The organism is Citromicrobium bathyomarinum (assembly GCF_038594485.1).
Lineage (GTDB): Bacteria > Pseudomonadota > Alphaproteobacteria > Sphingomonadales > Sphingomonadaceae > Alteriqipengyuania > Alteriqipengyuania bathyomarina_A.
The window spans coordinates 1-18,952 of sequence record NZ_JBCFZG010000008.1; the positions used below are offsets into that span (position 1 = coordinate 1).

Here is an 18,952-nt window from a genome sequence, read left to right on the forward strand (position 1 = left end):
CGGTGATCCCGCCGCTTCCATCAGCGCGAGCGCGTTGTTCTTCGTCCGGTCGGAGGTGCCGAAGCCCGGCATCGTATAGCCGCGGATCGTGCTGCGCGGCAGGCCCAGCCGGTCGCACGCGATGCACGCGACAAGCAGCGCGTGGGTCGAATCGAGCCCGCCCGAAATGCCGAGGATGAGCGACTTGGCCTTGGTCGCCTCGATCCGACGCATCAGCGCATCGACCTGGATGTTGACCGCCTCGTAACAGTCCGCGTTCAGCGTCGCGGGATCGTCGGGCACGAAGGGATAGCGGCGCACGGCGCGCTGTAATCCGATGTCGCCGGGCGTGTGGCTGTGCGTGAATGCGACGCGGCGATACCAGTCCTCTGGCCGGCCCGCATCCTCGCTCGCATCGTGAAAGGTGCCGTTCTGCGTGCGGTTGTTGACGATCCGCTGCGTGTCGATGTCGGCGATGCACAGTTCGGCCTTGCGGTCGAAGCGGACGCTTTCCTTCAGCATCTCGCCCAGCTCGTAAATCACGCCCTGACCGTCCCACGCGAGGTCGGTGGTGCTCTCTCCGTGCCCGCTCGCCGAATAGGCATAGGCGCACATGCCCCGGCTGGAGCTGGAGGCGCAGTGCAGGTGGCGATCGCTCGCGCGGCCAATGGTGACGGGCGAGGCGGAAAGGTTGGTGAGAATCGTCGCCCCGGCCATCGCGGCGAGCATCCCCGGCGGCTGCGGAGCCCAGAAATCCTCGCAGATCTCGATCCCGAAGGTGAAGCCGGGCAGGTTGTCCGCGCCGAAAATCAAATCTGTGCCGAAAGGAACCTTGTGGCCGGCCACGCTCACATCGAGCCCGTGGCAATTCTGCCCCCGGGTGAACTGCCGCTTCTCGTAGAATTCGCGGTAATTGGGGAGGTAGCTCTTGGGCACCACCCCCAGCAGGCGGCCATCGGCGATCGCGAGCGCGCAATTGTACAGCCGGTGCCCGCGCCGCACGGGCGCGCCGATTACCAGCACCGGGGTCAGCCCGGCGCTCTCCTCGATGATCCGCCCGACCGCCGCTTCCGCCGCGTCGATCACTGCCGTTTGCAGGTGCAGATCGTCGATCGCGTAGCCGGTAACGCACAGTTCGGGATAGACCGCCAGGTCGACGCCCGCCTCGTGCGCGCGGCGCGCTTCGGTCAGGATCGAGTCGGTGTTGCCGGTTATGTCGGCGGGGCGCACGCAGGGCGTGCAGGTCGCGACGCGCACGAAGCCGTGCGTGTGCATGTCGAAGAAGGGATGTGCGCGCTCACCCATTATCGGGTCAGCCTGTGCCCGCATGCTGCGCGCGACACAAGGGCCAGCGCGCGCATCATCGCGTCTGCGGCCCGGTCAGGCGCGCTGCGTGTTGAGCGGCAGACGCGTCAGGGTGACGCGGCAGCCCTGATCGTTCACTTCGATGTCCTGCTCCGCCCCCGCCTGCTGGGCGAAGGTCCGCATCAGGCTCCTGCCCAGCCCGCCGTCGGAATCGCTGGTCGCAGCGTCGCCCGCCCCGTTGTCGCGCACATCGAGCCGCCAGTCGCTCGCCGTCCCGTCGAGAGTGATCGTCAGCTCGCCCTTGCGTCCATCGCCGAAGGCATATTTCGCCGCATTGGTCAGCGCTTCGTTCAGGAACAGGCCGATCGCCACCGCCTGGTCGCGCGGCAGCGGGATCGCGGCGATCCGGCGATTGACCGTAACGTTCTCGTCGAAAGAGGCGTGGACCAGATGGTCGATTACATCTTCGAGGTAGCTCGCCATGTCGATCGCGCCTTCCTTGCGGTCGGCCCCGTCGACGGCCAACTGCGCATAGGCGCGGCTGAAGGAGAACACGCGGTTGGCGGCATCCTCCAGCGCGGCGGCGGCGGCGGGATTGTCCTGCCGGCGCTTCTGCAACTCGATCATGCTGGCGACCAGCGCGAAGTTGTTCTTGGTGCGGTGCTGAAGCTCCGCCATCAGCCAGCGTCGCCGCTCCAGCGACTCGTGCAACTCGGCCTCGCGAATGCGCACCGCCTTACGGAAGATCTCGGCCAGCGCCAGCACCACCACGCACGACAACATGTTGATCGTAACACGCGCTGGATCCGTGTCCTGCTCGAAGGCAAAAGACCAATTGAACGGCAGTACGACGTACCACGCCCAAAGGAACGACACGATCAGGCAGACGATACCCGCGTATAGCCGACCGAAAAGGGTGGCGATGAGGACCGTGGGATAGACCAGCGCAAACGGGCCCGAAGTCGGTGCAACGACATCGATCAGCGCCCGCAGACCGATCATCGCGACCGCCAGCAGCAGGCCGAACATGATCTGCGACACGAGCGCGGGCACGCCTTGCGGCAGGAAATTGGCCGCGTCGACCGCGGTCAGCTTGTGGTTGGGCAAACAATTTCCTTTTTCGCGCCTATCCCACCAGATTCGGCGCTGCTGGTGTTTGCGCGAGTCTAGCAGCGAAATATGTCGCGCGCGATTGCCCTATGTTAGTTTTTCCTAATTCGTTAGGCCGCCAGCAGATCCGCAACGGGCGGCGCGTGTTCGAGGAACGCGATCAGCCCGCGCTCCTCACGGGTCAGCCATTTGGTGGATCGCGGCAGGATCAGCCCTTCGCGCCACTCCCCTTGCCGGTCCATCAGATCGAACACGGCGGGATGGATATAGCTCTTGCGGGTAATCGCGGGCGTATTGCCCAGTTTTTCCGATACCTGCTGCGTCACCGCCTTGATGGTGAGATCGTCCTTTGCCCCCGCCAGCAGCCCAAAGGCCATCACGCTCGCGTGCCAGGTGCGGAAGTTCTTGGCGGTGAAATCCTTGCCCATCGTCTCACGCAGGTAGGCGTTCACGTGGCTGGAGGTGACGTCGCGCACGACCTGCGCGCCATCGCCGCCGTCGTCGACGAAAGAAAACAGGTCCTGCCCGTCCAGGTCCTGCATCTGCCGCACGATCTTGGCCAGGTGCGGGTCGGTCAGTTCCAGGTCGCGCTCCTTGCCCGACTTGGCGCGAAAGCGGAACCGCAGCGTCTTGCCGCGCACGGTTACGTGGTGGCTCTTGATCGTGGTCGCGCCGTAGCTGCCGTTGGAGCGGGCGTAGGTGTCGTTCCCCACCCGGATCGCCCCCAGGTCGAGCAGGCGGACCACCCCGGCGAGCGCACGCGGCAGGCGCATGTCGCCTTGCGTCAGGTCCTCCACCACCCGCTTCCTGAGCAGCGGGAGACGGTTACCGAACGCAAGGCAGCGGTCGAACTTCTCGCCCTCGCGGGTGGCCCGAAAATCGGGGTGGTAGCGGTATTGCTTGCGCCCCTTGGCATCGTACCCGGTGGCGAGGATGTGGCCGTTGGGCGCGGGGCAGAACCAGCAATCCGAATAGGCGGGCGGCAGCGCAATGGCATTCAGCCGTGTGCGCTCCTGCGCATCGCGGATCAGCTCCCCGTCCGGATCGTAATAGGCCCACCCACGCCCGGCCCCCTTGCGGGTGATCCCCGGCAGGCTGTCGTCGACGAAAATGAGCTTTTCCATGTGGTTGCGTCCGCAGTTGGGTGCTGCTGAGACGACTCCCGTAAGATGCGGCGGTTCCCGCTACTCGCTGCCGTCCGCCAGGGCAGTGCACGGGTCGGGGTATTTGCGGCCCCTGAAGGAATAGCCCATCGGGTATAGGACCGGGCGGCCATCGATGCCGTCCTTCATCTGCTTGCAGTCCGCCCTGGCGAGCGTGAGGTCGCCACTATCGCGGCGCTGCGCGATCTTCGCCGAACGCTCGTCGCGCGCCACCTTGCGCGCCCGCTCGGCGGCAATCGCCGTCTCGACCGTGGTTTCGCTGTAGCGATCCTTGTCCCGGGTCTTGAGCGCACCGCTTTCAAGCAGCTTCTTGCCGAACATGAAGCCGGTGAACATTTTCCGGTCCGGATAGTCGCCCTCGTCGGACAAGGTCGCGGCGATCCGCTCGATCTCCGCCTGGTCGTCAACTGCGGGCAGCGGCGTGCCAGCTGCCTGTTCCGTTTCCGCGCCCGGTTCGGCTTCCGCCGCCGAACCGCTGCACGCGGCGACTGGTGCGATCATCAATGCCAGAAACAATATGCGCTGCATGGTGCCGTATCCCCGCTCGACATACAGGCTAGCGACCAATTCGCGCAGCGCACCACACAAGTCCCGTTAGGTTTGCCAATCCGCCTCGCCGGGACTGCGCAAAACAGGAATGGTTTCACCCCCGCCAGATCATCTTGCCAGCCGAAGCGAAGCCCCGCGCTTGCGCTCGCCCGCGCAAGGCCCACCTTGTCGCCATCAAGGATCGCCGCATCCGCCGGAAAAGGACAAGCCCGATGAGCGAATATACTCCCCCCAAGGTCTGGACCAACGATACTGAAAACGGCGGCAGGTTCGCCAGCATCAACCGCCCCACCGCTGGAGCACGCGAGGACAAGGTACTGCCTGCGGGCGAACATCCGTTCCAGCTCCACTCACTCGCCACGCCCAACGGCGTGAAGGCGACCATCATGCTCGAGGAATTGCTCGAAGCCGGGCATCCGGCCGAATACGACGCCTACACGATCAATATCGGCGAAGGCGATCAGTTCACCAGCGGCTTCGTCGCGATCAATCCCAACTCGAAGATTCCCGCCCTGGTCGACCGCACCGGCGAAGCCCCGATTCGCGTGTTCGAAAGCGGCGCGATCCTGCTGCATCTGGCGGAGAAGTTCGACGCGTTCCAATCGAGCGGCCCGGCCCGCGCCGAAATGCTCAGCTGGCTGTTCTGGCAAATCGGCAGCGCGCCCTTCATCGGCGGCGGTTTCGGCCATTTCTACGCCTACGCGCCCGAAAAATACGAATACCCGATCAACCGCTATGCGATGGAGACCAAGCGGCTGTTCAGCGTCGCCGACCAGCGGCTGGGCGAGACGCGCTTCCTTGCGGGCGACGAGTACACCATCGCCGATATCGCCGCCTTCCCCTGGCTCGCGCCCTTCGTCGAAGGGATCATCTACAACGACGCGACGACCTTCCTCTCGATCCACGAGTACACAAACGTCGCACGCTGGGTAGACGAAATTGCCAGCCGACCCGCGGTGCGGCGCGGACGGATCGTCAACAAGACCTGGGGCGACGAGGCCTCGCAACTGCGCGAACGGCACTCGGCAGCGGACTTCGAAGGCAAGGTGCTGGAGCCGAGCAAGCCGGTTTAGGCCCCCGATCCATCATCTCACCGCTCGCCCTGAGCCTGTCGAAGGGCTGCACTTTTCTTCAAGAAGGACGGTGCTTCGGCAAGCTCAGCACGAGCGGTTCAGTTTAATGTCTCCGCCAGCCGCGCCATGAACGCCGCGCCCTTCTCCAGCTGGTCCAGCGCGATCCACTCGTCCGGCTGGTGCGCCTGCTCGATCGAGCCGGGGCCGCAGATCACGGTGGGGAAGCCTGCCGCCTGGAACAGCCCGCCCTCGGCAGCGAAGGCGACCTGGCCCGGCGCGGCGTTCTCTCCGGTAAGAGCGCGGACGAACGCGACCGCATCCTCGCTGCCCGCTGGCGTCATCGGCGGCGTGCTGGCGTGCTGTTCGATCCGCACGCCAGCATCGGCGAACCTGCGCTTCAGCTCGGCATCCAGCGCGGCGCATTTGTCCTTGAACGGAGCGAGGATCGCCTCTGCATCCTCGCCCGGCGGGCAGCGCAGATCGAACTGGAAGCGCGCGTGCTCCGCGAGGATGTTGGACGCAGTGCCCCCCTCCATCACGCCCACGGTCAGCGTCGCCTGCGGAGGTGCGAATCCGTTGGCGGGGTCGGCCCGAGCACGCAACTCCTCGGCGAGTGCCAGCAGATCGTGCATCAGCTCGACCGCCACCGCGTTGGCCGAAATCCCGTGATCGACCAGAGACGAATGCGCCGCATGCCCGCGCACCGTGACCTCGTGCACCGCGATCCCCTTGTGCCCGGTGATGATGCCCATCAGGCTCGGCTCGCCCACGATGGCGAGGCGCGGTGCGGGAATGGTCTCCGCCATGCGCGCGATCATCGAGGGCGCGCCCTGACAGCCGACCTCCTCGTCGTAACTCAGCGCCAGATGCACCGGCAGCTTGCCCGCGACGAAGCGGGGAACGAAGGCCAGCGCGAGCGCGATAAAACCCTTCATGTCGGCGACCCCGCGCCCGAACAGTCTGCCGCTATCCTCGCGCACGGTCCACGGATCGCTCGACCAGGTTTGCCCATCGACCGGCACCACGTCGGTGTGGCCCGACAGGATCACCCCGCCCTCCACGCTCGGCCCGCAGGTGGCGAACAGATTGGCCTTCTCGCCGCTTTCGTTCGGCACCCTTTGCGAGGCGACGCCGTGCTTCGCCAGATACTCCTCCACCCATTCGATCAGCGCGAGGTTGCTGCCCCGCGAGGTCGTGTCGAACCCGATCAGCGTGTCAAGGATGTGGCGAGCAGTGGCGAGATCGGTCATGGCCGAAGGTCTAGCGCGACGCAGACCCGATGCCACCCCTTCACATCGGCCCCTTCACATTGAGGTACGCGCCGCTATAGGGGCGGTCCTGCCAGCGATGGGGTGTAGCCAAGTGGTAAGGCACCGGTTTTTGGTACCGGCATTCGCAGGTTCGATCCCTGCCACCCCAGCCAGGCTTTGGGCAGCAGCCAAGTGTCTGAAAAAACTCAGGTTTCCCTGCGAGTCGAAATCGCGTGGCACCCTGCCGTGGTACCTCGTCGCGGTCTCGATATTGTCATCATGAATCGCGTCGATTTGAGATGCAAGCGGCTGTCGGCTGAGCTCCGTGATTACCTGTGAATTATGCTAGTCCCGAATGAACCTCGCGTCGTTCACGCGGGTGCTCAAACTCATCCCAGCCTCGAGATACCAGGCCAACGCTCATCCTGCGCCAAGCCGACGTTGGTCGACTTCGATTGCAATCTGCTTTCTCCAGAATAGGGCTCACCACATCTGACGTCTTGACCCCCAACTCGGTTTATCGGTTGAAGGCAGCATCTGATCAACGCGGGCCAATGCTAATGCAAGACAGGCACCAAAAAGGGCGGCCCTATGCGCTCCACGTGCGGCCATCGAAGCAAGAGGGGCGACGTGGGAGAATAGCTCCAGCAGGAGACAACTAATGAGCGATATGCGAGCCCCTTTTCGTTGGCATCCCCAAATTCATCGCGGAGGCAATTCAGTTCCTCTCGATATGAAAATTTGGGTGCGGATTTCGGCTGACGGCTAGATCGCGTTCCGTGTCGAATTCGCGCCAGTGAGTCTCTGCTTTGAGCAAAGGCCGGCGGCACCGTGTACAGGTTGTTCTGAAATCAGCGCCGTCATGCCACACCTTCCGGCGCGGGATACGATGCCCAAACAATCTACAAATGAGGAGCCAGTGCACGGTTGGATCCCTTCGCAAGCGGTGCCTAACAACCTATATTATTTACTTCAAAACCCACTATGCAATCGCTAAATTGCGCCCCTCTACGTCCGGTCGAATATTTGCGACATTTTAGCGACAGATTGCCGCCTCGACTGCATGAACCCGCCTTTGTTCTGGGGAGCTAGAAATGGAGTAACTTCGTCACCCAAAAACTAAACCCGTCCCACGCTGGTATAGCGGAAGCCTGCTTCGCGGACGTCAGCAGGATTGTAGATATTGCGCAGATCGACCAACACGGGGGCCTTGGTGAGCTGTTTCACGCGGCTGAGATCAAGCGCGCGGAACACGTCCCACTCGGTCACGATGACCACCGCGTCGGCCCCTTCGATGGCGGCGTAGGGATCGTCCTTCATCTCCACCTCGGGCATCAGCGGGGCGGCGATTTCCATCCCTTCGGGGTCGAAGGCAGCGATCTCGACGCCCGCATCGGCGAGCGTCTGCGCGACCGCGATGGCGGGCGAATCGCGCATGTCGTCGGTGTTGGGCTTGAAGGTCAGGCCGAGCATTGCGACGCGCTTGCCGCGCGCTGCATCCATCCCGCCAAGCGCGTCGATCACCTTGCGTCCCATCGCGCGTTTGCGGCTGTCGTTGACCTTAACCACCGCTTCGACGATCCGCACCGGGCTTTCGAAGTCCTCGGCGGTCTTGAGCAGCGCGAGCGTATCCTTGGGGAAGCACGATCCGCCGTAGCCGGGCCCGGCGTGGAGGAACTTGGAGCCGATGCGGTTGTCCATCCCGATGCCGCGCGCGACATCCTGCACGTTCGCGCCGACTTTTTCGCACAGGCCCGCGATCTCGTTGATGAAGGTGATCTTGGTCGCGAGGAAGGCGTTGGCCGCGTACTTGATCAGCTCGCTGGTGCGCCGGCCGGTGAACAGGATCGGCGATTCGTTGAGGAACAGCGGGCGATAGACTTCGCGCATCACTTCGCGCCCGAACTCGTCTTCGGCCCCGATCACGATCCGGTCGGGCCGCTTGAAGTCGCCGATGGCGGCACCTTCGCGCAGGAATTCGGGGTTCGAGACGACCGCGACGGTCAGCCCGCGTTCGCGCACCGCCGGGCTTTCGGCGAGGATCCGTTCGACCTGGTCGCCGGTGCCGACGGGCACGGTCGACTTGGTCACCACGACCGCGCTGTTGGTCAGAGATTCGCCGATTTCGCGCGCGACCTCTTTCACAAAAGACAGGTCGGCATGGCCATCGCCCCGGCGGCTGGGCGTGCCCACGGCGATGAAGATCGCGCCCGCGCCCGCGATCCCTTCGGCAAGGTCGGTCGTGAACGACAGGCGCCCGGCGCGCGTATTGCTCTCGACCAGGCTGTCGAGGCCGGGCTCGTAGATCGGCATGATCCCTTCATGGAGCCGGTCGATCTTCGACTGGTCCTTGTCGATGCACACCACGTCATGCCCGAAGTCTGCAAAGCAGGCCCCCGAAACAAGGCCTACATAGCCCGAGCCGACCATCGCGATTTTCATGTCTTGGGACCTTTCGCCAAGACTAGGCTCTCTGGGAATTTTCGCAAATCTCTCAACTCATTTCACCCAAACCGCCGGGCATTCACGCGATGTAGAGACGAGTAGTCGAGCTATAGCGCGGCCCACGAGACCTCACATAGCCGACAATGACTTGCTTGACTCGAAAAGAGATATTTCGGCATCTCTCACTTGCTGCGCACATCAAAAAGCCTTGGCATGAATTAACACCGTTAAGGTTTTAATTATAATCATCAGGTCCTTTAACGGAGACCAATTGGCGATGTACTCGAGGTCTGACGAGAGCCTATTGGACAAATCGTCCTCGCAATCAGTGGCTCCTCGAAATCCGCGGATTTGCGCCAAGCCTGTCATGCCGGGTTTCGCTGCGTGGCGAAGCCAGTAGGCCTCGTCCACCTCCCAGAACAATTTATCGCCCGCCCGCGACCCAATGGCATGGGGTCGCGGCCCAACAAGGCTCATGTCGCCCGCCAAGACGTTCAAAATCTGTGGTAGTTCGTCGAGGCTCGTGCGACGCAAGAACTTACCAACTTTGGTGATCCGGTCGTCATCACGCGAGGCTGATCGATGGCCGAGAGCGTCCGCTTTCTCTTGTTTCATCGTGCGGAACTTATACATCGTAAAATACACATTATTCCTGCCCATCCGGCGTTGGCGGAAAATTATCGGCAGGCCGCTTTCAAGCATTATTGCGATAGCGATGATGACGAATAGCGGTAAGAGAATGATGCTGGCGGGCAGAGCGATCACGAGGTCAAGAATACGTTTCAGCAGACGGTCGCGGATTCCAAGCGGCCCGACCGCGATAAGCAACGTTGTGAAGTCCTTTTCGATTTGAACTTCGCGCACCCCCATTTCACGCAAGATGGGCGAGGTGACCTCCCCTCGTACGCCAATCGCGCGCAAAACAAATGACCAGTTCGCGCGATCAGCAGGATCGCAGGCTACAATTACACGGTCCATATTCCGAAACGCTGTGCCGATTGTATGCAAATCGCTAGGTGAGGAGCGGAGTAGATCTACGTCGATATTATGAGCTGGAAAATGATGTGCCCCGGGCAAATCAATCTTATCCCCACCTGCATCGACAATCATAACATTTTGGAAGCTCGCCCCTTGGCGATACCGCCACAAGCTGATCATTGATGAATGATACACGATCACCATGGCGGTACTGACCGCCGCACCCAATGTCAGAACGATACGCGATGTCTCCGCCGTAGTCTTAGCGAAGAATGTCACCAAAAGATATAGCACCAATGCCGACGCCATCGCTTGGACCGAAAGGCGAACCGTCGCCCTTACATTGGTGATTGCTGCAAGAGAATATAGACCCTGATAGAAAGCAAGCAGCACGAAGAGCGAACTCATCGCAATTGCCAGCTGTTGCCCCACCGGCGAACCCCAAGAGTTTATGTAAAACGCCGCAACGACTAAGTACGATACCGAAGTAAGAAGCAAATCACCCAGAAGCAGCGCTACATAGAGACGGAGTCGACGCTTTTGCATCGAGTACCGAACCTGCATAGAGCTTGCGGAAAAAGGATCCCCCTCCATCTGCGAGGAAACTCTCTTCTCCAACCCAGCCACGACCCCCATCGTTTTGCCCCTTAAAACGTGAATTTTACTGCGACAGCCTCCGCGGCATCACCACAACCTGCTCCGATGATTCTCCATCGGCGCGCAACTCTATATGACATTTACCGACCCGTGGGTTGGATCAAGTTTTTTTGCACGGCCGTACCGATCAAGGATGAGACCGGCATAAGGCGCCCAAACTGCGGACCAAGAGAACCGCACATGATCGCATTTACTCGAAAGGGGGCGACCAAACACGGACTAATTTTGCTCTCCAATCGCCGGGGGAAATCTGAACTGATTCAACCAACGACAAAGATCAACTAGGAAACTACATATCAATCAATATTTCCATTACAATATTACTACTTAGTATATTGAACTACTTCATTGCCGCAAAGTACAAACCGAAACAAAAGCAATGGGGCATCGATCTTTATTATGGCACTGATGGCCTTGTTGGTTTTTGCACCCTCACGACTCACGCGAACTATTGCCGCATCAACCCTGACAACGGCATTTAAAGCTTTACTAATGAGGTAACTTTGCGGGTGCTCCAACGCACAATTGCTGGCGTACACGAGGGTACGAATTGAGATGCTCGCATTCCCGACAACACGACCCCATCGAGAAATTGGCAGCTGCCAACTTTCATGTTGCGCCTGCTCACTTGATCGCTAGGACTGCCGCTGACTAGAGGGAGGGACTCATGGCCGCACCGTCAGATGAAAAGGTGGCGCTCATTACGGGCGTGACTGGGCAAGATGGGGCCTATCTTTCGCGTTTGCTGTTGGAAAAAGGCTATGTCGTGCACGGTATTAAGCGGCGGTCTTCTTCGTTCAACACTGGGCGGATTGAAGATATCTACGAGGATCCGCACAATCCGGACCCCAGCCTGATCCTGCATTACGGGGACCTGACCGATTCGACCAACCTCATCCGCATTGTTCAGGACGTGAAGCCGACCGAAATCTACAATCTCGCTGCACAAAGCCACGTCGCAGTCAGCTTCGAGACGCCCGAATATACCGCCAATGCGGACGCAATCGGCACGCTGCGGCTACTTGAGGCGATCCGTATCCTCGGCCTCGAAAAGTACACTCGCTTCTACCAAGCTTCCACATCGGAGCTTTACGGGTTGGTGCAGGCAGTCCCGCAATCCGAGACAACGCCGTTCTATCCGCGCAGTCCATACGCCGCAGCTAAGCTGTACGCCTACTGGATTACGGTGAACTACCGCGAGGCTTATGGTATGCATGCAAGCAACGGCATCCTTTTCAACCACGAGAGCCCGCTGCGCGGCGAAACCTTCGTGACCCGCAAGATCACCCGCGCCGCCGCGGCGATTGCACATGGCCGACAGGACAAACTGTTTCTCGGCAATCTAGACGCACAGCGCGACTGGGGTCACGCCCGCGAATACTGCCGCGGCATGTGGATGATGATGCAGCAGGACGACCCGGACGATTACGTGCTGGCCACCGGCGTCACAACTCGGGTCCGTGAATTCGTGCGGTGGGCTTTCGAGGATGCTGGCATCCCGATCGAATTTCGTGGCGAAGGCGTGGACGAGAAAGGCTACGCGCAGGACGACGGCCGCTTGTTGATCGAGGTCGATCCGCGTTATTTCCGGCCTACCGAGGTCGAGTTGCTCCTTGGCGATCCGACGAAAGCTAAGGAGAAGCTCGGCTGGACCCACGACACCGGCCCGCGGGAGTTGGCTCGCGAGATGGTCGAGGCTGACATGATCGTGATGCGCGACGCTCCGATCGATAAGTCGCAGTAGGCCGACGGGGGAGACCGGCCCGATGATGTTCGATCTTTCCGGTAAGTCGGTATACGTGGCCGGCCACCGAGGCATGGTCGGGGCGGCCCTCGTTCGACGTCTAAAAGGCGAAGCCTCCCGTATCCTGATATCCGATCGCTGCACGGACTTGCGTGAACAGGCCGCGGTCAGAGGGTGGTTCGCCGAGCACCGGCCCGATGTCGTCGTGGTTGCCGCCGCGAAGGTCGGCGGCATCCTGGCGAACGATTCCTACCCGGCGGAATTCCTCTACGACAATTTAATGATCGAGGCTAATCTGGTGGAGGCAGCACACAGGTATGGCACTGAGAAGTTGCTATTCTTGGGCTCGTCTTGCATCTACCCGAAGATGGCACCCCAGCCGATGCGCGAGGAGGCGCTGCTGACGGGGCCGCTAGAGCCGACCAACGAATGGTACGCGATCGCCAAGATCGCCGGGATCAAATTGTGCCAGGCCTATCGCCGCCAGTACGGACGCGATTTCATCAGCGCGATGCCGACCAACCTCTATGGGCCCGGGGACAACTACGATTTGGAAAAAAGCCACGTATTGCCGGCACTTATCCGCAAGGCGCATGAGGCAAAGAAAGCGGGGGCGGACAGCATCACGATCTGGGGATCGGGCACGCCCCTTCGCGAATTCCTGCATGTCGACGACCTCGCCGATGCCTGCGTCTTTCTGCTCAAGACCTATTCGGGCGAAGAGCACGTCAATGTCGGATCAGGCAAAGAAATCGCGATCGGCGATCTGGCGGATATGGTTGCGCAGGTGATCGGCTTTAACGGCATGGTCAAGCGTGATCCGACCAAGCCGGATGGCACTCCGCGCAAGCTGATGGATTCGGGTCGCCTTCAGGCCATGGGCTGGCGACCTTCGATCCCGCTGGAGGACGGTATCGCACGGGCCTATCGTGATTTCCTCGCCGGGGACGTGCGCGGCGCATGAAAGTCCTTTTCCTGACGCTCAATTACGCGCCCGAAGAGATCGGTATCGGTCCCTACTCCACCGGCACCGCGCAATGGCTGGCCAAAGCAGGACACGAAGTAGTGGTAGTCGCGGGCAAGCCCTACTACCCCAGATGGGACGTGCCGCAGGAGTGGCGCGGCAGGCTCTACCGCAAAAGCGTGGAACAGGGCGTTTCGATCACCCGCTGCATGCATTACGTCCCGGCAGAGCCCAGCGGTTCGAAGCGGCTTGCCCACCACGCTACCTTCGCAAACGCCGCGCTCATGCCGATGATGAAGGCCGCACTCTCCGGGAAGCGTCGGCCGGATGTTGTGCTGACTGTGGCCCCGTCGATGATCGCGGCTTCGACTGCCATCCTCGCCGCGCGCACCGCGCGGGTGCCGCTGTGGCTGCACATACAGGATTTCGAGGTCGAGGCCGCGCTCGCCACCGGCCTCATTGATCGCGACAGCACGATCGCTTACCGTGCCGTGGGCGTCGAACGCGCAGTCCTGCGCGCGGCGGACCGAGTCAGCTCTATCTCGCCCGCGATGGTCGCCAAGCTGATCGAGAAAGGCGTCGCGCCCGAGAATACCTACGAATTCCGCAACTGGGCCAATATCGAAAATATTGTCCCTCTGACCGGCCTTTCTCCTTTCCAGGATGAATGGAGCATCGGCAGCCGCAAGGTCGCGCTCTATTCGGGCAATATTGCGAACAAGCAGGGGATTGAGATTGTCGTCGATGCCGCGCGGTTGCTCTCACACCGGGACGATCTAGTGTTCGCGGTGTGCGGCAACGGGCCCAATCGTGCGAACCTCGAACGCCAAGCGAGCGGTCTCGACAATATCCAGTTCCACGATCTCCAGCCGCGAGGGCGCCTGTCCGATCTCCTCGGCCTCGCCAGCGTCCACCTGCTGCCGCAGATCGCGGGCGCGGCGGATCTTGTCCTGCCGTCCAAGCTGACCAACATGCTCGCCTCCGGCAAGCCGACCGTGGCCACCGCCGAGCCCGGCACCGGGCTGGCGCTGGAAGTGGAAGGCGCAGGTATCGTGACCCCGCCGGGTGACACAGGCGCCTTTGTCGCTGCGATCGAACAAGTGCTCGATTCCGCTGACCTCGCCGCGAAACTCGGCGCGACGGCACGCGAAAAGGCGGTCGAGACGTGGGAACGGAGCAAGATCCTGTCCGCCTTCGAGCAACAGCTCGTTGCGCTATCCAAGGCGTAAATCCTCCAGAGAATCACTGTGCCAAGGGCCTTATCGGCCGGAGGCAGCTAGCAAATCGCGCTGCCGCACCGTCGTTGCGCCCGTTTATATGGCGCGCGATCTTCTTCCGACGGTCCCATACCCAGACCGATTTAGTGCCCCACACCCTATGTCTCAACTACGGCAGTCGCCTTTGACGAAGACTGCGAGGCGATCATTGGTAGCGTTGTGCATCCCCTACCCTTAAGCTAGATCGACTATAGGGCCGCGGGGCCAGCTCCGCTGCCCACCGCGATTGATCCCGGTTGCGCACTTGTCATCATCGCCTAGGCGTCAAGCAGTCTGATACTGGAGCTTGGGGACAGCGGGTCGATCGACTTTCCGATTTGGTCACTATCCACCCTGCGGCATCAAGGGTGGAAGTGGAAACCTGGAACACGGCAAGTTCCGCGTTCCCCTCGGCGACTGTCGAACATGCTGGTAAATGGTGGATCAACGATGCGCATGGAACTCGCCAATGCTGGCGGAAAGCCGCTGGAGGTATCGCGACTTGTGGAGTCCCAGCCCATCGCGTCCGGCATCTTCGTCGATCTCGCACCTCGCGGACCTCAACCTGATCGACAATGGAGCTTCACGCGCCCCACGGCTCCTTCCCAAGCCGATGGACCAGACCCACCAATGTTACGTCAAAGCCGACACCGCTATGCGGCGCGATCCGCGCCTCCCCCAATTCGATCAAGCGCACCTGCGCCTCTGGCTATGGCTGCCTTTCCCAGGACATGGCCACCTTCAAAGCGCGACGCGGGCGCGACGTGAGACTGGCTGGCTAGTTGCGAAGGCCCGCCCGCGGCCCAATCACCGCTGGTCGAAGGTCGGTGTAAACGTCCTCGCAAGCGCCCTAAACAGATATCAACCCCACGCGCGACTAAAACTTGAACCAAGTTGAACGGTGGGTGCCGTGGTATCTTTCGGGCGTGCCCGTACCAGCCGACTGAGCGCGGTTGCGGGTCCTCCTCCACCACGATACGGAACGTCACCCCATCTCCCCATACGGTTCACTTCGAAGTGTGTCGATGGTGCCGGGTCTCTTGCCGCGCGGCCTGTGACAGGCAGGGGGCAAATGCAATGGCAGACAATCGGATTGTCTGTCATCGCATTTGCCGGTAATCCTTTCGCAAGCGCAATATGCGGTGGAACGAGGGGGCTAAATGGCAGAGGGTGCGGAACTGGTCCGGCGACACTATCCGGAGGCTTCGGTTGGCGGCTTCTCCCGGGTCAATGGCAGCATAGAATTCTACACCCGAATTAACGCCCTGGTGAACGAGAATTCAGTGGTGCTCGACTATGGCGCAGGTCGTGGAGCCCAAATCGATACCGAACGCGTGCCCTATGTGCGGCATCTCAAGACGCTGAAGGGCCGCGTGAAGCACCTCGAAGGGTGCGATATCGACGAGACGGTGATGGGAAACCCGTTTCTCAATTCGGCCAAGGTGTTCCAACCAGAGAAGCCGCTCCCTTACGGCGATAACACTTTCGACGTAATCTATTCCAGCTGGGTGCTGGAACATGTTGCGGACCCAGCGCAGGTGGCTCGCGAATTGCTCCGGGTGCTAAAGCCCGGCGGGTATTTTTGTGCGATCACACCAAACAAGTTCGGTTACATCTCGTTGGCATCACGTCTAGCTGGCAATGTCAACCACACGGCGCTGCTCCGCAAAATCCAGCCAGAGCGGCTGGAGCACGATGTTTTCCCAACATTCTACCGAATGAACACGCGCGGTGCTTTGTCGAAAGCCTTCACCAAGGCGGACGAAGTGGTCGTCTACGATTCCTCGTGGGAGCCAGCCTACCACTTCAACAACGCGCTGGTATTCAGGGCATTCAAGCTCCTTCATGGTCTGACCCCGCCGGGGCTCAACGCCGTGCTGCTGGTATTTGTCCGAAAGTAGAGATCAGGCCCGCGCGAACAGAAAGTCCGACTGCACTGCCGATCCATCGGAGGCGCAGACCGGATTATACGCGCCTCGGATGGTGAAGCCCTGGTCCGCCAACCAAGCGATCATCTCCGGTGCCAGCACCTGGCCTTCGTAAAGCTCAATGAAGGACACCTCCACATAAAGCCGGTCGACGCGTTCCAGGAGGCGCGGCATGCCCTTGAGCGCCGCCAGTTCAAACCCCTGTACATCTAGTTTCACGAAAATCGGCCCTTCGAGCGGTTCGGAGAGAACATCATCGATTCGCGAGACCTGGATCGTTTCGGTCGCTACGCGTTTGGTTCCGGGAAAGATCGCATCCTGCGTCTCAGTAATGGGCAGAAGCGACGAACTGTCAGCACTGGCCGAAACATTGATGGTGGCCTCGCCCGGTTCTTCACCTGCGGCCATCTGGTGCAGCGTAACCCGATCGTCGCCTGCGAACAGGCTGCGATAGCGCGCGGCCATCGAGGTAAGTGGCTCGAAAGCGTGGATTTGGGCATAGGGATGGAGCACGCGGACGAGCAGCGAGAATTGACCAACATTGGCGCCGACATCCACCAGCGTGCCGATCGTGGCGCTGCGCACGGCATTCTCGTGTTCGATTGCGGCGGCGACCTTGTGTTTCAGACCCGGCCAAGTACCCGGTCTTGCCAGTAAACCGCCCAATTTGCGCGACTTTCGAAAAGCCGTCTTCACCACATCCGTCCCCTGTTCCAAACCGCCGCCCAATCGGGGTATAGCGTGCTTGTCACTACACGCAATTTTTTATACCGCAGTGCGGCAAAAGGGCGAAGGGGGTCGTTTCTGGATGAGTGCTCTGGAAGAGCCGCGCGAACGCCTTGCCCGTGTCGCGGCGGTCTATCATATCTGGCCGCATTATCGCTTGCCCGTGATGCGGGCGCTCGACGCTCTCGAGGGACTGGATATCGTCTTTTTCGGGGATACGGCACCCTATCAAGGCATCAAACCCGCTCCTCTCAGTGCAGTGCGCAGGTTTCGCCCTGCTCCGTTCAAGATGATCGGCAGCTTCATCTGGCAGCCTGAGGCGGTGCGGCAAGCTTTATCGCCCAAGTACGACGCGATGATCTTCCTTGGCGACCAGCACCAGATCGGCATGTGGCTTGGCATGATCGCCGCGCGAAGCACCGGTAAGGGAGTGCTCCTCTGGTCGCACGGCTGGATCAAACGGGAAAGCGCGCCCCGGGCTTTCCTTCGATGGTTGTTCCACCGGCTTGCGCATCGGGTGCTGGTCTATTCCGAACGCGGGCGGGAGGGCGGCATCGCGCAGGGCTTTCCTGCCGATCGAATCGTCACCGTGTTCAACAGCCTCGACGTCGCCGCCGCCGACGGGATTGTGGCGCGAATCGAGAACCGAGCGCTCGCGTCGGTCAATCCGCACACTTTTTTCGCCGCCCCGGAGCACCCCTTGCTGATATGCGTCGGGCGGCTGACAGAAAAGGTACGGCTCGACCTGCTGCTCGACGCGGCGGCGCAGCTCGGCGAGGATGGTCGCCCAGTGAACGTCCTGCTGGTAGGCGACGGCCCGGTGCGCGAGGAGTTGGAACGGCAGGCCCAGCAACAGGAGCTGAACGTCCACTTCTACGGAGAGTGTTATGACGAAGAGATCACGGGACAGCTGATTTACCACTCTGATATCATGGTCGCGCCCGGCAAGATCGGCCTCACTGCCATGCATTCGCTGATGTATGGCACGCCTGCGATCACGCATTCGAACCTCGATCGACAAATGCCTGAGGTCGAGGCGATTGAGCCGGGGCGGACGGGCGCCCTTTTCACCTTCGGCGACGCGGAAGATCTGGCGCGGACTATCGCGGAATGGCTCGACACACCGCGTACCCGTGAAGATGTGCGCAAGATGGCCCGCGCGGCGATCCACGATAAATGGCATCCACAAACGCAGGCACAGATCATTGCAAATGCGATTCGCGAGGTGGCGAGATGAGGGCAATCCCGACCGACGTGGGCAGTCCGGAAGATGCATCGCCCTATCGCAAGACCTCTTGGCCGCTCGGAGGCCTGCGTCGTCTGGCGCATCGCGCGCGGCTGCTGAAGACTGCCGCAGGTAGCCATGGGCAGGTGACGTGGGGCAGTCATGTCGCCATCGCGCGCGGCAGTGACATCCGACCGCCGCACTTCTGCCGGGTCGGCCACCATGTTTCTTTCGGCAAGAACTTCACCTGCGAAGCCGATCTAGAAGTCGGAAACTACGTGTTGGTGTCGAGCAATGTGTCTGTGATCGGCAAGGATCATCCTTTCGACGACCCGAACCGCACCGTGTTCACGCAGCCGAGAGTGGACGATAGCGTCGTGAAGATCGGCAGCGACGTGCTCATAGGTTACGGCACCATCATCGTCGGCTCGGTCACCATCGGTGACGGTTGCATTATCGGCGCTGGATCGGTCGTGGTGAAAGATTTACCTCCCTATACCGTCTGCGTGGGCAACCCGGCACGCCCAATCCGCAGTCGCTATCCCGCCAACGCCGACCTGCGCATGACACGGTCAGAGCACTGAACGATCATGGGACATC

17 protein-coding genes and 1 tRNA gene are annotated in these 18,952 nt (G+C 61.2%); 9 read left to right on the plus strand and 9 right to left on the minus strand.

The window, feature by feature from the left end:
* The 4 genes from AAG591_RS12795 to AAG591_RS12810 all read right to left on the minus strand — a co-directional run.
* The coding region (locus AAG591_RS12795; RefSeq protein ID WP_342531752.1) for an NAD(+) synthase at positions 1 to 1,284 on the minus strand (1,284 nt) is incomplete at its 3' end.
* A gap of 75 nt (positions 1,285 to 1,359) precedes the next feature.
* Positions 1,360 to 2,391, minus strand: a complete 1,032-nt coding sequence (locus tag AAG591_RS12800) for a sensor histidine kinase (protein WP_342531753.1) — start codon at positions 2,389 to 2,391, stop codon at positions 1,360 to 1,362.
* A gap of 113 nt (positions 2,392 to 2,504) precedes the next feature.
* Complete coding sequence (locus AAG591_RS12805) at positions 2,505 to 3,518, minus strand: DNA topoisomerase IB (protein ID WP_342531754.1); 1,014 nt, start codon at positions 3,516 to 3,518, stop codon at positions 2,505 to 2,507.
* A 60-nt stretch (positions 3,519 to 3,578) separates the two neighbouring features.
* Complete coding sequence (locus AAG591_RS12810) at positions 3,579 to 4,085, minus strand: hypothetical protein (RefSeq protein ID WP_342531755.1); 507 nt, start codon at positions 4,083 to 4,085, stop codon at positions 3,579 to 3,581.
* 233 nt (positions 4,086 to 4,318) lie between these two features.
* On the opposite strand from AAG591_RS12810, the gene yghU reads away from it, so the two are divergent.
* Entirely contained in the window at positions 4,319 to 5,179 is an 861-nt protein-coding gene (yghU, locus tag AAG591_RS12815) for a glutathione-dependent disulfide-bond oxidoreductase (RefSeq protein ID WP_342531756.1), read from the plus strand.
* 98 nt (positions 5,180 to 5,277) lie between these two features.
* Here the strand turns inward: yghU and argE are convergent, their stop codons facing one another.
* Positions 5,278 to 6,429, minus strand: coding sequence for an acetylornithine deacetylase (gene argE / locus AAG591_RS12820; RefSeq protein WP_342531757.1), 1,152 nt, complete (start codon positions 6,427 to 6,429; stop codon positions 5,278 to 5,280).
* A 98-nt stretch (positions 6,430 to 6,527) separates the two neighbouring features.
* Here argE and AAG591_RS12825 point away from each other — a divergent pair.
* Positions 6,528 to 6,602: transfer RNA gene (locus tag AAG591_RS12825), tRNA-Gln, on the plus strand.
* A gap of 545 nt (positions 6,603 to 7,147) precedes the next feature.
* Here AAG591_RS12825 and AAG591_RS15200 read toward each other — a convergent pair.
* From AAG591_RS15200 to AAG591_RS12835, 3 genes are all read right to left on the minus strand, one after another.
* Entirely contained in the window at positions 7,148 to 7,354 is a 207-nt protein-coding gene (locus tag AAG591_RS15200; RefSeq protein WP_425341664.1) for a DUF1660 family phage protein, read from the minus strand.
* Between the two features lie 194 nt (positions 7,355 to 7,548).
* On the minus strand, positions 7,549 to 8,871 hold the full coding sequence (locus AAG591_RS12830) for a UDP-glucose dehydrogenase family protein (protein WP_342531758.1): 1,323 nt from the start codon (positions 8,869 to 8,871) through the stop codon (positions 7,549 to 7,551).
* 201 nt (positions 8,872 to 9,072) lie between these two features.
* Positions 9,073 to 10,488: a sugar transferase gene (locus AAG591_RS12835; protein ID WP_342531760.1), complete on the minus strand. Its 1,416-nt coding sequence runs from the start codon at positions 10,486 to 10,488 to the stop codon at positions 9,073 to 9,075.
* 356 nt (positions 10,489 to 10,844) lie between these two features.
* Here AAG591_RS12835 and AAG591_RS12840 point away from each other — a divergent pair, with 356 nt between their 5' ends.
* From AAG591_RS12840 to AAG591_RS12860, 5 genes are all read left to right on the plus strand, one after another.
* Positions 10,845 to 10,991: a hypothetical protein gene (locus AAG591_RS12840; protein WP_342531761.1), complete on the plus strand. Its 147-nt coding sequence runs from the start codon at positions 10,845 to 10,847 to the stop codon at positions 10,989 to 10,991.
* A 185-nt stretch (positions 10,992 to 11,176) separates the two neighbouring features.
* Positions 11,177 to 12,253, plus strand: coding sequence for a GDP-mannose 4,6-dehydratase (gmd, locus tag AAG591_RS12845; RefSeq protein ID WP_342531762.1), 1,077 nt, complete (start codon positions 11,177 to 11,179; stop codon positions 12,251 to 12,253).
* Positions 12,254 to 12,278: 25 nt separating this feature from the next.
* On the plus strand, positions 12,279 to 13,217 hold the full coding sequence (fcl, locus tag AAG591_RS12850; protein WP_342532286.1) for a GDP-L-fucose synthase: 939 nt from the start codon (positions 12,279 to 12,281) through the stop codon (positions 13,215 to 13,217).
* The gene (locus tag AAG591_RS12855) at positions 13,214 to 14,446 is read left to right on the plus strand and encodes a WcaI family glycosyltransferase (RefSeq protein ID WP_342531764.1); all 1,233 of its coding nucleotides are present in this window, start codon (positions 13,214 to 13,216) and stop codon (positions 14,444 to 14,446) included. Before fcl ends, AAG591_RS12855 begins: the two co-directional genes overlap by 4 nt.
* Before the next feature lie 1,187 nt (positions 14,447 to 15,633).
* Positions 15,634 to 16,374 carry a class I SAM-dependent methyltransferase gene (locus AAG591_RS12860; protein ID WP_342531765.1) on the plus strand — a complete coding sequence of 247 codons (741 nt, stop codon included), beginning with the start codon at positions 15,634 to 15,636 and terminating at the stop codon, positions 16,372 to 16,374.
* A 3-nt stretch (positions 16,375 to 16,377) separates the two neighbouring features.
* On the opposite strand, the gene AAG591_RS12865 is transcribed toward AAG591_RS12860, so the two are convergent.
* The gene (locus tag AAG591_RS12865; RefSeq protein ID WP_342531766.1) at positions 16,378 to 17,097 is read right to left on the minus strand and encodes an FkbM family methyltransferase; all 720 of its coding nucleotides are present in this window, start codon (positions 17,095 to 17,097) and stop codon (positions 16,378 to 16,380) included.
* Positions 17,098 to 17,176: 79 nt separating this feature from the next.
* Between AAG591_RS12865 and AAG591_RS12870 the strand changes: the two genes are divergently transcribed.
* Positions 17,177 to 18,364, plus strand: a complete 1,188-nt coding sequence (locus AAG591_RS12870; RefSeq protein WP_342531768.1) for a glycosyltransferase — start codon at positions 17,177 to 17,179, stop codon at positions 18,362 to 18,364.
* Complete coding sequence (locus tag AAG591_RS12875) at positions 18,361 to 18,936, plus strand: acyltransferase (protein WP_342531769.1); 576 nt, start codon at positions 18,361 to 18,363, stop codon at positions 18,934 to 18,936. The genes AAG591_RS12870 and AAG591_RS12875 overlap by 4 nt, the downstream gene beginning before the upstream one ends.
* The last annotated feature ends 16 nt before the right edge of the window (positions 18,937 to 18,952 follow it).